Consider the following 13,054-nt stretch of genomic DNA (forward strand, 5'->3'; position numbering starts at 1 on the left):
TATATGCCCTGCTTTCAGAACTGCCACTTGAAGGCTCCCTTTCTCCATTCGTAGGCAAGACCAAGTGTGAGGATAAAGATAAAAAGGAGAGCTCCCACAAGTCCATAAAGTCCAACCTCTTCAAAGACAACTACCCATGGAAAGAGAAATGCCACTTCAATGTCAAAGAGTATTAGGGATATACCCAGAAGGTAGTAGCCCTGCTTGAAGACGCCCCTCGCCTCGGGGTCATACAGAGGCACACCGCATTCGTAAGGATAGTCCTCCATCTTTTCCTTAGTCTTTGGACCCAGAAGGTCATTGAGGAAGCTAAAGGCAAGGCCAACAAATACTGCGATCAGGAAAAAGAGAAGAATACCTAAGTATTCCATGGCTTTAATTCTACCACCTTTGCTACATAATTTCAAAAGTTTATGAGCTATCTCAGGCTACCGGATATAGCCCCTCTACAAAGCCCTTCCATACATCGGGCATCCTTTCCAGCTCCTCCTGTGCTATCTTCTTCACCAGCGGCTCCAGCATGCTCAGGTCTTTCTTGCTCCTTACGCTCACATCCAGCACTTGAGGCTCGTTTATGGGCTTTCCTATCTGTGAAACTATGTAGCAGTATGATTCTTCAACCTCCTCTATCTCCTTTACCACCCTCTGGGCTATGAGGTTTGCCACCCTGTTGTATATCTTTCCTATGTGGGATATGGGGTTTTTGCCTGCTGCTGCTTCGAGGCTCATGGGTCTGTAGGGAGTTATGAGACCGTTCACCCTGTTGCCACGACCCACCTGACCATCATCCCCCTGTTCTGCAGATGTGCCTGTAACGGTAATGTATACGGAGCTATTCTCCCTGCTGTCTGCAGTGTTTATAAAAACTTCAACTTCTTTACCCACGGCTTCCTCCACCCTTTTCTTGACCTTTCTGTGCACTTCTTCTTTCTTCTGAAAGTAATCCTCTATATCCTTTATATACTTTCCTACAAAGGCAAGGGCTATGGTGAGTCTGAACTTGTTCCTTATGCGCACGCCCATAACCTTTATGTCTTCCCCTATTTCTGGATGTTCCCTTTTGATTTCTTCAGAGTTGAGAAACCTCTCTGCCTCAAAGACTGCCTTCTCGAGGCTGTCAAGGGGTGCATAGCCTACACCAAAGGATGTGTCGTTTGCCAGAGGCACCTCACCCCTTTTCTGAAACCTTTCAAAGAGCTCCACCAGGTCCTTGCTTCCAGGCTTTATCTTGGTATGGATTACCACATGCCTTTCCACATCAAGGTTCTTTATATTTTCACTCAGCCACTTTTTTGCACTCTCAACCGCAAGCTCGTGGGCATCAAGCCTTTTGCTGTCCTTTTCCAGTATGGCTCTTCCCACAAGGTATATTTCTATGGGCTCTATAACCTCACCACCGCCAAACTCCGCCTTCGCCACTCCACCCACGAGAAGAGCCTTGTCCACGTTGTGATGCATGACAGCACCGTATTCCTTCATATACCACAGACAGAGCTCTCTTGAGAGATTCTCTGCAAGGTAGTCGCATATGGTATCAGGGTGTCCGGTGCCCTTACGCTCCACTATTTCTGCATCAAGCTCATAAACGGGTTTAAAAGTCATGGGTGTTATCACTATGTTTGCCACCTGTTACCTCCTTGGGAAGTTCTGAATAGAGAAAGTATAACACAGACCTTTACTGCAGTCTTCTTGCGGTATAGTCTTGACAGACTATTAGAATATGCTTATAATTGAATATATGATAAAAATCATCAAAGGAGGTGAATCATGAAAAAGGCGGTGCTTGCCCTTGCAATTGGTGCTCTCACATTTGGTGGAACGGTATTTTCCTACGACAAGGAGCTTGCCAGACGCTTTAACGGTATGTTTTCTCAGATGACTCCAGAAGTTATAAAGCAGAGACCCTGCCAGATAACCACACAGCAACTCCTCCAGATGATACAGAAAGGTGAAGACTTTGTGATTCTTGACGTGAGGACGCCTGCGGAGATGGCGGTCGTTGGTCCAACTTGGAAAAATACCCTCTACATACCAATGCATGAACTCTTCAAGGAAGAGAACCTCAACAGGCTTCCAAAAGACAAAAAGATAGTGGTGGTGTGCCACACCGGAGACAGGGCTGCAGCGGTTGTTACCGCTCTGAGAGCCCTTGGCTTTGACAAAGCCTTTCAGTTCAGAGGCGGCATGACAGAGCTTGCAAAGGAAGTGGGAAGAGCGGCTACTGAATACGTGAAGTAATCTCCTCTGGGGGCTACGCCCCCTTCTGAAAACAGACTATATTTATCTTCTATGAAAACCATCTTTAACGAAGCTCTCATAAGGAAGTATGACAGACCCGGTCCAAGATACACAAGCTATCCACCTGCCACCGAATTTCACGAGGGAGTCACTGAAGAAGACTACAGGAGAATGCTCCTGCAAAGCAATCTTTCTAAAAGACCTCTGTCCCTCTACTTTCACATACCCTTCTGTGAAAGCGCCTGCTGGTTCTGTGGATGCAACGTGATAATATCCCACAGAAAGGATGTGACCAGAAGGTATCTGGATTATCTCTACAGAGAAATGGACATGCTTAAGGGTTATCTTGACTCCTCAAGGCCGGTAGTTCAGCTTCACTGGGGCGGAGGGACTCCAAACTTTCTGAGCAACGAAGAGATAAGGGAGTTTTTTGGAAAGATAAGGGAAGTTTTTAACATATCTGTAGATGCAGAAATAAGCGTGGAAATAGACCCCAGATACCTCTCCCATGGTCAGCTGGAGACTCTGAGAGATGTAGGATTTAACCGCATAAGCATGGGCCTTCAGGACCTTGACCCTGATGTTCAGAAAGCCATAAACCGCATACAGCCTTACGAACTCATGGAAAGGGTAATGAGAGACCTCAGAAGCCTTGGCTTCAAGAGCATCAACATAGACCTCATATACGGGCTTCCCTATCAGACCCCAGAAAAGTTCAGAAAAACCATAGAACAGACCATAGCCCTTGACCCTGACAGGGTTGCAGTCTTTAACTTTGCCTACGTGCCATGGCTCAAGCCTCTTCAGAGGAAAATTGACCCATCAACCCTCCCCCCACCGGAGGACAAGCTCACCATACTGGAGATGACCATAGATATGTTTCAGAGGGCGGGCTATGTCTTCATAGGTATGGACCACTTTGCCAAGCCAGAGGACGAGCTTGCTCAGGCTCAGAGAGAAGGAAGCCTCTGGAGAAACTTTCAGGGCTATACCACAAAAAAGGGTGTGGACCTTATAGGCATAGGTGCCACCTCTATAGGCATGCTTCACGAGGGTTATTTCCAGAATTACAAGACCATAAGGGAATACTACCTTGCCCTTGATGCTGAAAAACTTCCCATCATGAGGGGCTGCCTTCTCACTCAGGAGGATATGATAAGGCGTGAGGTTATAATGGACCTTATGTGCAACTTCCAGTGCAGTTTTGAAAGGATAGAGTCCATCTTTGGCATAGACTTTGAACAGCACTTCTCCTCAGAGCTTGAGGAGCTGCAGGACATGGAGAGAGATGGTCTTCTAAAGGTAGAAGACAGAAATATAAAAGTTCTGCCAGAGGGCAGACTTCTCATAAGGAACATAGCCATGGTCTTTGACCAGTATGTGAAGGCAAAGAAGGAGCAGAGATTTTCAAGAACCATATGAGGGGTGAGCTTCTTAGCGTAGAGAGAGTTTCAAAAGCCTTTACCACTGGCCTTTTTTCCAGGAGGTCTGTATGGGCTGTGAGAGAGGTGAGCTTCTATGTGAAGGCAGGGGAGATATTTTCCCTTGTGGGAGAATCTGGTTCTGGCAAGAGCACCATAGGTAAGATAATCCTAAGGTTGGAAAAGCCAAGCTCTGGAAGAGTCCTCTTTGAAGGTCAGGACCCCTTTAGTATGGGTAAGAAATACACAAGGTTTGTATCCGTGGTATTTCAGGACCCGAGAAGCTCTCTTAACCCACGCATGAAGGTCAGAGACATTGTAGAAGAACCTCTGCTGGTGCATGGCGAAAGGGACAGAAAGGAAAGGGTCCTGGAGGCTCTGAGGATGGCAGGGCTTGAGGAGGGTTTTATGAATAGAAAGCCTGAGGAGCTCTCCGGGGGTCAGAGGCAGAGGGTTGCCATAGCAAGGGCAATAGTCCTCAAACCCAGATTAATTGTTGCAGATGAGCCCACTTCATCCCTTGATATGAGCTACAGGGCAGGCATACTGGAGCTCTTCCTCAGGCTAAGAGAAGAAGGGATAAGCACACTGCTCATAACCCACGACATAAGGGCAGTTGAGGCAGTATCCGACAGGGTTGGTGTTCTTTACAAGGGAAAGCTGATGGAGGTTGGTCCCTCAAGAGAAGTTCTCAAAGCTCCTCTACACCCCTATACGCAATACCTTATAAGCACCATGCCTGTTAGACATCCCTCTGAGAGAAGGGAGAAAACTGAGGACCTTTCCTCTGATGATTTTGAAGCACTGTGCCCTTTCTTTCCTCAGTGCAGGCACAGGTTAAAGGAGTGTGAGGATGGGGTCAAGGAGGTAAGCCTGAATGGACGCATCGTCTCCTGCAATCTATACTGAAATTCTCATATTCCTGTCTTTGCTCTTAATGTCAGGTTTTTTCAGCTCTTCCGAGGTTGTTTTCTTTGGGGCAAACAGATACCTGCTCAAATTGAGGGAAAGGAGGAGAATATACAGGGCTCTTCTCAGGCTGCTTTCAAAGCCCAGAGAAGTCCTGCTTACCATACTGCTGGGGAACGAGCTTGTGAACATACTTATCTCTTCTTACGGGACAAAGCTCTTTGTGGATTTCATGGGTCCCAAGGGTGCAGGATTTGCCGTTGTCTTTTCGAGCCTGCTCATATTCGTGTTTGGTGAGGTGATTCCAAAAAACACAGTTCTTCCCTTCACCACAAGGCTCGCACCCTTCTATTACATACCCTTTGTTTTAATCCACGGACTGATGCGGCCAGTTCGTATGGCTTTTACAGGACCAGTGAGCAGGCTTACGGGGCTTTTTGATGTGGAAGAGAAAAGCAAGGAGGCAGGGGAGATTTTTATGGAAATACTTGAAACTGGGGTTTCCCTTGGCTATTTTGATAAAAAGGACGTGGAAACAGTGGAAAGAGCGATGAGCCTCAAAGACACTACAGTAAAAGAAATAATGACGCCCAAACCAGATATATTCATGCTGCCTGAAGAAGTTACCCTGGAGGAGGTTCTTGATGAAATAATTCAGAAAAAACACAGCAAAATACCCCTTTTCTCAAAGAGCCCTGATAATATGGTGGGAATACTATACATTAAAGACATAGTGCCCCTGTCTAAAAATCTTAAGAGGCCTCTCGGGGATTTTAAAAGGGATGCTCTCTTTGTGCCGGAGATACTCAGCATAACAGACCTGATAAAAGAGATGAGAAGTCAGGGAACGCAGACCGCCCTGGTGGTGGGAGAGCACGGAGAAATCTCCGGTCTTGTGAGCGTCTACGATATCATGAAATACCTTTTTGGTGATGTGCCAGAGAGCTGGGAGGAAGACATAGTCAGGGTTTCAAAGGATACTTACATAGTAAGCGGTTGGGTTGATGTGGAGACAGCTGCGAGAAGGATAGGCTTTAGCCTTCCAGAAGATTACGAATACGATACAATAGGTGGTTTTGTGATGGCAAGGCTTTCAAAGGTGCCTGAGGAAGGAGACCAGTTCTTTCACGATGGTTTCAAGTTTGTTGTGGATAAAATGGAGGGCAACAGGATACTGAGCCTTTTTATTACGGCAAAGGCGGAGGAAAAATCGTGAAGGAAAAGGCTATCAGGGTCATAACCCAGCCAAAGACAAGCCTGCTTCTGAAGATAGAAAACAGCCTTGACCTGCTTTTAAAGACGTCAGAGGAGCTTCTGCAGGAGCTGGAGTTAAAGCAGGAAGAGTTGCCCCACATAAAGCTCACCCTCAGAACAAAGCCAAGATGGTTCTACAGGGAATACACGGAGCCCCAGCCCACTCTTACCCAGAGTGAAATAAGCAGGGTTGAGCAGCAGGTCCGATACGAGTTTGACGGCACTGACCTTGAGATAGCCCTTGAGATACTGTCTGGTTTGAACCACAAGGGCTTTTTCTCCGGAAAGATTGAGGAAATAGCCGGGTTCTATGGCGTGAGCCCTGATTATGTGGAGGATATAAGAGAGTTCATCATGAGAGAAATAGAGCCTCTGGGAGTTGCCAGCAAGAATCTTGAGGAGTTTATTCTGTTGCAGCTTGAAGAGCTGTATCCTGGCGAAGACAGTCTTCACAGGGAAGTTATACAGGTTTTCAGGGGAGGGAGCAAAGATACAAGAGCAAGGGAGGTGCTGTCCAGGCTGAAACTGAGTCCCTTTGAGGGTGGTGAGGCTGTATACAGAGGTGGTAGCGTAGATGTAGTATTTGAGCATGATGGAAGCCAGTGGTATGTTTTCCTTATGGAGGATTTCTGGGACGTGGAGGCAACGGGGAGCCTGAAGCCTTTGGCCTTTATACTGGAGGTTAGAAGAAGGGTGCTTCGCACAGCAGGCGAGCTTATTCTGGAAAGGCAGGCAGGCTTCATGCTGGGTAAGGAGCCACTAAAAAGTCTTACCCTGAGCGAGGTGGCCGGCAAGGCAGAGGTGAGCCTGTCAACGGTGAGCAGGGTTGTAAGCAGAAAATATGCAAGAACACCCGTGGGCATATTTCCCTTAAGGTCCTTTTTCCTCAGGGAAACGAAGGAAGGTCTGAGCAGGGAAGAGATACTCAGGGCACTCAAAGAAATTCTGCAGTCTGAAAAAAGCCATCTTTCTGATGAAGAATTGTCAAAAATCCTCAGAGAGCGGGGCATAAAGATAGCAAGAAGGACAGTAAACAAATACAGAAGAATGCTTGAGGGAAAAGCATGAAGAGAATACAGAGGGTTCAGGAGCTCCTCAAAAAATACAGGCTTGACGCCTTTCTCTTTAGCTCACAGCCCAGCGTCTTTTATCTGTCTGGCTTCAGGTCCAGCCACGCCTACATAATAGTCACGAGAGACTCCCACCATCTTCTTACTGATGGAAGATACTATGAAAAGGCCAGGTCTGCTCTGAAGGGCTGGGATGTGGTGCTCATAAGAGAAAATGCCATAAAAGTCATAAAGGGCTTTCTGAAAAAGCTTGGTGTCTTCAGAGTTGGCTATGAAGAGGACAGGGTAAGCTGTGAATTCAGAAAGAGCCTGAAGGGTAGCTTTGCATGGGTTGGAATCGCCAGCTTTCTGAAAGATTTGAGGATGATAAAGGATGAGGAGGAGCTGAGCACCATGAGAGAGGGTGTGAGGATAAGCGACAGGGTTTATAAAAGGCTTCTTGAGAATATACAGGAAGGCATGACTGAGCTTGAGCTCAGGTCTTATCTTGTGGAGCAGTTTTTCAGGGAAGGTGCCAGTGGTGAAAGCTTTCCTGCCATAGTAGCGAGCGGAGAAGGCTCAGCCATACCTCACTATGAGACATCTCAGAGGTCTATAAAATACGGTGAACCTCTTCTGATAGATATGGGCCTCGTGTGGAAAGGCTATTGCACTGATTTTACCAGAACTGTTTTCCTGGGAAAGGCAAACAGTGAATTCAGAAGAGTTTATCAGATCGTGCGAGATGCTCACCTTTTTGCCCTTGATAAAGTAAGGGTAGGGAAGAAGCTGGGTGAGGTTGATAGAGTCGCAAGAGAATACATAAGAAAGAAGGGTTTTGGTAAGTTTTTCAACCATTCGCTTGGTCATGGTGTGGGTGTAGAAATACATGAGTTTCCCAGAGTTTACTATAAAGGCAAGGATAAGGATGTAACAATAAAAGAAGGTATGGTATTCACCATAGAGCCAGGTATATACCTTCCCGGAAGATTTGGAGTCAGACTTGAAAACATAGTGGTAGTCAACAGAGGTGTGGGAGAACCCCTTTCAAAAATCTCCCTTGACTTAGTGGAATTGTAAAGTTATAATTATACATCTGCTACGCGGGGTGGAGCAGCTTGGTAGCTCGTCGGGCTCATAACCCGAAGGTCGGAGGTTCAAATCCTCCCCCCGCAAGTTAAAACTGTCTTAGGGGAAAGTCTTTAAGTCTTTTGTCCCTTTTCTCCTTGAGGAGTCTGAGCAGGACAAGGGCTGTCATGTAGGCATCTTCAAGGGCATTGTGCTGGGTTGATAGGGGCAATCTGTATTCTCTGAGGAGCTCCTCAAGGCTCGGCACCTTGCCTCTGTGTTCCACCATGTCCAGCAGGTCAAGGGCATAGACTTTCAGGGAGGCTTTGCATTCTTCTCTGACCAGCTTTTTGAGCATGGCCATATCAATATTTACAAAGTACCCCGCCAGGACACAGCCTCTGGCATATTCCAGAAATTCCATACACACTTCTCTCCTTTCCCTTGCCTTGCTCAGGCTATCCGGCGTTATGCCATGCACCCTTATTGAGTCCTCATATTCCCTTGTGGGTTTCAAAAGGGCATAAAAGCTCCTGCTCAGGTCAATTTTGAGATTCTCTATCTTCACAGCACCAAGGCTTATTGCCTCATCCTTTCTCAGGTCAAGACCAGTGGTTTCTGTATCAAAAACCGCAAAACATGTGTTTTCAGGCTTAGCCTCTTTGTCTATATGCCAGCCCAGCTCTTCTCGCCTTATTTTTTCTGAGAGTCCATCTATGAGCCACCTAATCATTCAAAATACCTCAGGCTGTATCTTTCGTACAGGAACTCCTGAAATTCCTTTATTATTCTGAATACATCCTTCAGAGTTCCTTTTTCGGCCTTTGAAAGTCTGTCTGGATTTATGTAGTTGTCCGGGTCTTTACCTTCCTTCATCTTCTGTGCCTGAGACCTGAACCTGAGGGCAAGCAAGAACCTGTAGGCTTCTTTTAGGTCTTTTGCATAGTCCTCTGAGATTGCTCCTGCCTTACTCAGCTCTTCTATGCGTTCAAAGGTGTTCTGCTGAGCTATTCCCTTTTCAAGGGCAAGGGCTCTAACTCCCTGAGTTATGGGGAATATGCCACCCTTTTTTATGTCTATTTCTCCCCTGTGTTCACCACTTCTTTCCACCACAAAGTCCCTGAAAAAGCCTATAGGTGGCTTGAACCTTACCGCATCCACGGCAAGAAAGGGAATAAAGCCCGGGTTTTTCTCTATGCTCTTTCTTACATGCTCCCAGAGCTTCTGAACCAGTGTCTGGTCTCCAAAGACGTTCCTGAAGTCAAAGAAAATGGCTATGTTAAGTATGTTTTCTGGCTTTGGTTTTTCAATCCAGTCTGACACAGCCTGTTCCCACTCCTTTGAAGACCTTCTCCAGAAGGGGTTTGAGACCATAACGTTGCCAGGACAGGGAGGAAAACCTATTTCAAGAAGCACCTTTATGTATTCCTTTGAAAATCTTTCAAAGTATACCTTTGGCTCAAAGTCAAGAAGAGGATAATCCTGGTAAATGAGGGCGTTATCCTGGTCTGTCTTGAGGCTTTGCTCTCTTCTTCCTTCACTTCCCAGAACCATTATGCTGAAGGGCACCACAGGCTCTTCACCCAGTCTGCTCAGGGCTACATAAACTGCCCTTTTCATAAAGCGGTCGTTTATCTCCGATATGTATTCCCCCAGTCTTTCAGGGTCAGTGCCATGAAATACAAGCTCCAGCACCTGTTCCTTTACGAGACCATAAAGGTATCTGAGGTCTTCTACCGTCTTTGCCTTGTCTATCTCCTTTATCAGAAGAACTGCGTTCTTGCTTTCGTAGGCTATTATGTCCCTGTCTTCAAGAAGCCCTACAGGCTTGTTTTCTCTCGTTATGAGCAGCTTCCTTATGCCGTGCCTTGCCATAAGCACCATAGCATCATAAAGGGTTTTGTTGCTCTCTAAAGAAATCACAGGAAAGGTGGCCACATCCCTGAGTTTTACCTCCTCAGGTCTTAGTCCCTTAGCCAGAACCCTTTTGAGCACATCCCTTTCGGTCAGAATACCAAAAGCCTCAGGCAGCCTTACCAGGACACAGGTGCTGTCCCTCGCAACCATTTCCTTTACCGCATCTTCAACGGTCAGGGAGCCATCAAGCACCAGCAGTGGTCTGAGATTTATATCCTCAAGTCGCACCTCCATGTGCCTCTCTACGGTGGAAGTAGCCTTTTTTGAACTGGTCAGTAGTCTTTTTGCCAGCTTCTGAGTAAAGTATTCTCTGAAACCTTCATGGTCCCCCATGAGAGAGTTGAAGAGTTTTCTATTCAGCAAGAATACCACGCTGTCTTCTACAGCCTTTGCAGTAGAACTTGGCGGTGATTTGCTCATAAGTGATATGTAGCCAAAGGTTTCCCCCTCATGCAGGTATTCCACTGGCTGTCCTTCTCTTTCAAGAAGCACGCTGCCGCTCCTTAGTATGTGGAGAAATTCAAGAGGTTTTGAGCCCTCCTCAAAGATAACTTCACCCTTTCTAAAATACTCTACCAGCAGGTTGTGGGCAACGGTTCTTATTTGCTTTTCACTCAGAAGATTAAAGGGTTCTACCTCTGACAGAAATCTCTCCGCATCCAGCATCAGAATAATTTTACGACCGCATACCTGAGAATAAATAGAGTCAGAACTATCGCAAGCGTATGACAGCAAGGCAAAAAGGACCTATATAGTTTGTATATAGGCTCTGTTGGCACATAGAGCATGTTATAAAAGAAGTTTCTTCTGTCTGTGGTAAAAAAGGAAAGGGCGGCCCGCCCGAGGACGAGCCACATATAAAAGGCAAGGCTGTAGTTTAACACCTGCTCTATCATTCCTCTTCGCCAGCCTTTACTGCACCCTTTGGATAACGTATGTGGTCCACAAACTCCTGAACCTGTTGAGGTGGTGGGGGTGTTAGCCTTGAGACTATAAGGGCCACTATGAAGTTAAGGGGCATACCAAATATGCCTGCGGCTATGGGCTTTATGCCAAAAAGCTCCACACCTTGGAAACGGCTAAGATAGAGGTAAATCATAGTAACGCCAAGCCCCACTATTATGCCGGCTACAGCTCCTTGCTTGTTCATCCTCTTGTCCCATATGCCAAGCACCAAGGCGGGGAACAAGGAGGCACCAGCCAAAGAGAAAGCCCAAGCCACAAGCTCCACTATTATGGCAAGCCTAAAGCTTGCCACATAAGCACCTATCAAAGCCACAACAAGAAGCAAAGCCTTTCCAATTTTCACCCTTGTGGAAGGAGAGAGGTTAGGATTGATGATCTTGTAATACAGGTCGTGGGATATGGCGTTGGAGATGGTTATGAGAAGGCCGTCCGCTGTGGATAGGGCTGCGGCCAAACCACCAGCTGCCACAAAGCCCGCTATCACGTAAGGAAGCCCAGCTATCTCTGGCGTTGCAAGCACTATCATATCGGGATGTATGGAGATCTCCGCAAACTGCACAATACCATCGCCGTTTAGGTCCTTTATGCTTATAAGGTTTACCTTTGCCCACTTTTGTACCCAGTCTGGAAGCTCACTGAAGGCTTTGCCCACAAGGTTTAGCATCTCATACCTACCAAAGGCTGCATAGGCAGGTGCGGTTATATAGAGAAGAAGTATGAAAAAGAGCGCCCATCCTGCAGATGTTCTCGCCTCCCTCACGGTGGGTGTAGTGTAGAACCTCATTATGACGTGGGGAAGTCCTGCGGTTCCAAGCATGAGCATAAGGGTGAGTGCGAGGAAGTTTGCCATGCCCTTGGCGTCAGAGGGGGGTGCCACATAGGATTTGGGAGGCTTGGAGGCTTCCTGAGCCTTTTTCATGGCATCGGTCCACTTTTCCTTTGCTTCCTCTGGGGACTTGGGGTATTCTTTGAGCTGTTTCTCTACTTCAGCCCTCTTGGGGTCATCCGCCGGCATGGCTTTCAGCTTTTCCTCAAGCTCCTTTTTACCCTGCTCCCAGCTCTGAGGCAGTGCCGCTATCTTTGCCTTTAGGTCTTCTGCCCTCTTTTTGTGTATATCCCTTACTTCCTGCTCTTTTGGGTCATCCTTGAGCTGTGCAAACCTCTGCTCTATGCCCTGAAGGGCAAAGCCGTAAGAGACCTGAGATATGGGATTGCCCGTGTATTTGTAAGAGAGCACTGTAACGGGTATAAGGTATGCGATTATGAGCACTATATACTGAGCAACCTGCGTCCAGGTTACCGCCTTCATACCTCCCAGGAAAGAACATACCAGTATGCCCGCAAGACCCACAAAGACGCCTACTTCAAAGGGAAGTCCAAGAAGCCTGCTGGCTATTATACCCACGCCCGTTATCTGAGCCACAAGGTATGTAAAGGACACTATTAGGGTTGCCACTATCCCTACAAACCTTGGAAACTTCCCACCATATCTGGCATCAAGAAAGTCTGGTATGGTGTAGGCACCGAACTTTCTCAAATAAGGTGCGATGAGAACCCCGAGGAGCACATAACCACCCGTCCATCCCATTATGAAGGCAAGTCCGTTATAACCCTGAAGGGCAAGAGCACCGGCCATGCCTATAAAGGATGCTGCGGACATCCAGTCGGCCGCCGTTGCCATTCCGTTAAAGATCGCAGGAACCCTCCTTCCTGCTACGTAGTATTCGGCCACCTGTCCCGTTCTTGATATGATTCCGATGGCCGCATAGACCGCTATGGTTCCAAAAAGGAACACATAACCTATGAAGGTAGGAGAAAGTCCAAGGGTCTTTTCTCCTATGTAGAGGAGAATAAGGAGAGCTATAAGACCGCCCGTATAAATGGCGTAGACTTTTCTCAACCTCTCTGCAAAGCTCCTGTCCACCATCTTACTCCTCCTCTACTCCGTATTTTCTGTCCACCTTATCCATGCTTTTTGCATAAAAAATGATAAGAAGAAGAAAAACGATGAGTGCACCCTGAGAACCCATGTAATAGCCCAGTGGAAAGCCAAAGATAACCACCTTGTTGAGCCAGCCCGATATCAGGGCAGCACCGTAAGAGACAAGAGCCCATATGAGGAGAACCAGAATCATAAGGTTTCGATTCTCCCGCCAGTAGCTTTCCAGCTGCTCTTTTGACAGCATGGTTTTACCTCCTTCCAAAAGTTTGTGATTTATTTTACAAGTTTTT

General features: G+C 47.0%; 12 protein-coding genes and 1 tRNA gene. 7 read left to right on the forward strand and 6 right to left on the reverse strand.

Features of this window, described 5'->3' with window-relative positions:
• Positions 1 to 14: 14 nt before the first annotated feature.
• Positions 15 to 371 carry an NADH-quinone oxidoreductase subunit A gene (locus WHS43_02040; GenBank protein ID MEJ5338417.1) on the reverse strand — a complete coding sequence of 119 codons (357 nt, stop codon included), beginning with the start codon at positions 369 to 371 and terminating at the stop codon, positions 15 to 17.
• Positions 372 to 423: 52 nt separating this feature from the next.
• Positions 424 to 1,626 (reverse strand): methionine adenosyltransferase, encoded by a 1,203-nt coding sequence (locus WHS43_02045; GenBank protein MEJ5338418.1) that lies wholly within the window; start codon positions 1,624 to 1,626, stop codon positions 424 to 426.
• A gap of 141 nt (positions 1,627 to 1,767) precedes the next feature.
• Between WHS43_02045 and WHS43_02050 the strand changes: the two genes are divergently transcribed.
• The 7 genes from WHS43_02050 to WHS43_02080 all read left to right on the forward strand — a co-directional run bounded on the left by WHS43_02050 (position 1,768) and on the right by WHS43_02080 (position 8,047).
• Positions 1,768 to 2,238 carry a rhodanese-like domain-containing protein gene (locus WHS43_02050; GenBank protein MEJ5338419.1) on the forward strand — a complete coding sequence of 157 codons (471 nt, stop codon included), beginning with the start codon at positions 1,768 to 1,770 and terminating at the stop codon, positions 2,236 to 2,238.
• A 51-nt stretch (positions 2,239 to 2,289) separates the two neighbouring features.
• Complete coding sequence (hemN, locus tag WHS43_02055; protein MEJ5338420.1) at positions 2,290 to 3,660, forward strand: oxygen-independent coproporphyrinogen III oxidase; 1,371 nt, start codon at positions 2,290 to 2,292, stop codon at positions 3,658 to 3,660.
• A complete protein-coding gene (locus tag WHS43_02060; protein ID MEJ5338421.1) occupies positions 3,657 to 4,568 on the forward strand; it encodes an ABC transporter ATP-binding protein in 912 nt (303 codons plus the stop codon). Before hemN ends, WHS43_02060 begins: the two co-directional genes overlap by 4 nt.
• Positions 4,537 to 5,784: a hemolysin family protein gene (locus WHS43_02065; protein MEJ5338422.1), complete on the forward strand. Its 1,248-nt coding sequence runs from the start codon at positions 4,537 to 4,539 to the stop codon at positions 5,782 to 5,784. Before WHS43_02060 ends, WHS43_02065 begins: the two co-directional genes overlap by 32 nt.
• Complete coding sequence (locus WHS43_02070) at positions 5,781 to 6,890, forward strand: RNA polymerase subunit sigma-54 (GenBank protein MEJ5338423.1); 1,110 nt, start codon at positions 5,781 to 5,783, stop codon at positions 6,888 to 6,890. Before WHS43_02065 ends, WHS43_02070 begins: the two co-directional genes overlap by 4 nt.
• Positions 6,887 to 7,951, forward strand: coding sequence for a Xaa-Pro peptidase family protein (locus WHS43_02075; GenBank protein ID MEJ5338424.1), 1,065 nt, complete (start codon positions 6,887 to 6,889; stop codon positions 7,949 to 7,951). Before WHS43_02070 ends, WHS43_02075 begins: the two co-directional genes overlap by 4 nt.
• A 22-nt stretch (positions 7,952 to 7,973) precedes the next feature.
• Positions 7,974 to 8,047, forward strand: a tRNA-Met gene (locus WHS43_02080).
• Between the two features lies 1 nt (position 8,048).
• On the opposite strand, the gene WHS43_02085 is transcribed toward WHS43_02080, so the two are convergent.
• The 4 genes from WHS43_02085 to WHS43_02100 form a co-directional block, all read right to left on the reverse strand.
• Entirely contained in the window at positions 8,049 to 8,672 is a 624-nt protein-coding gene (locus WHS43_02085) for a 3'-5' exonuclease (protein ID MEJ5338425.1), read from the reverse strand.
• Complete coding sequence (locus WHS43_02090) at positions 8,669 to 10,522, reverse strand: putative nucleotidyltransferase substrate binding domain-containing protein (GenBank protein ID MEJ5338426.1); 1,854 nt, start codon at positions 10,520 to 10,522, stop codon at positions 8,669 to 8,671. Before WHS43_02090 ends, WHS43_02085 begins: the two co-directional genes overlap by 4 nt.
• A 226-nt stretch (positions 10,523 to 10,748) precedes the next feature.
• Positions 10,749 to 12,749, reverse strand: a complete 2,001-nt coding sequence (locus tag WHS43_02095; protein ID MEJ5338427.1) for a VC_2705 family sodium/solute symporter — start codon at positions 12,747 to 12,749, stop codon at positions 10,749 to 10,751.
• A 1-nt stretch (position 12,750) separates the two neighbouring features.
• Entirely contained in the window at positions 12,751 to 13,008 is a 258-nt protein-coding gene (locus WHS43_02100) for a DUF4212 domain-containing protein (protein MEJ5338428.1), read from the reverse strand.
• Between the last annotated feature and the right edge of the window lie 46 nt (positions 13,009 to 13,054).

The organism is Aquificaceae bacterium, from assembly GCA_037481935.1.
In the GTDB taxonomy this organism is placed as follows: Bacteria; Aquificota; Aquificia; order Aquificales; family Aquificaceae; genus Pampinifervens.

What these genes read in the sequence shown, in the direction of transcription:
- WHS43_02040 (MEJ5338417.1), bottom strand. Translation starts at nt 371, where the DNA reads ATGGAATACTTAGGTATTCTTCTCTTTTTCCTGATCGCAGTATTTGTT.
- WHS43_02050 (MEJ5338419.1), top strand. Translation starts at nt 1,768, where the DNA reads ATGAAAAAGGCGGTGCTTGCCCTTGCAATTGGTGCTCTCACATTTGGT.
- hemN (MEJ5338420.1), top strand. Translation starts at nt 2,290, where the DNA reads ATGAAAACCATCTTTAACGAAGCTCTCATAAGGAAGTATGACAGACCC.
- WHS43_02060 (MEJ5338421.1), top strand. Translation starts at nt 3,657, where the DNA reads ATGAGGGGTGAGCTTCTTAGCGTAGAGAGAGTTTCAAAAGCCTTTACC.
- WHS43_02065 (MEJ5338422.1), top strand. Translation starts at nt 4,537, where the DNA reads ATGGACGCATCGTCTCCTGCAATCTATACTGAAATTCTCATATTCCTG.
- WHS43_02075 (MEJ5338424.1), top strand. Translation starts at nt 6,887, where the DNA reads ATGAAGAGAATACAGAGGGTTCAGGAGCTCCTCAAAAAATACAGGCTT.
- WHS43_02085 (MEJ5338425.1), bottom strand. Translation starts at nt 8,672, where the DNA reads ATGATTAGGTGGCTCATAGATGGACTCTCAGAAAAAATAAGGCGAGAA.
- WHS43_02090 (MEJ5338426.1), bottom strand. Translation starts at nt 10,522, where the DNA reads ATGCTGGATGCGGAGAGATTTCTGTCAGAGGTAGAACCCTTTAATCTT.
- WHS43_02095 (MEJ5338427.1), bottom strand. Translation starts at nt 12,749, where the DNA reads ATGGTGGACAGGAGCTTTGCAGAGAGGTTGAGAAAAGTCTACGCCATT.
- WHS43_02100 (MEJ5338428.1), bottom strand. Translation starts at nt 13,008, where the DNA reads ATGCTGTCAAAAGAGCAGCTGGAAAGCTACTGGCGGGAGAATCGAAAC.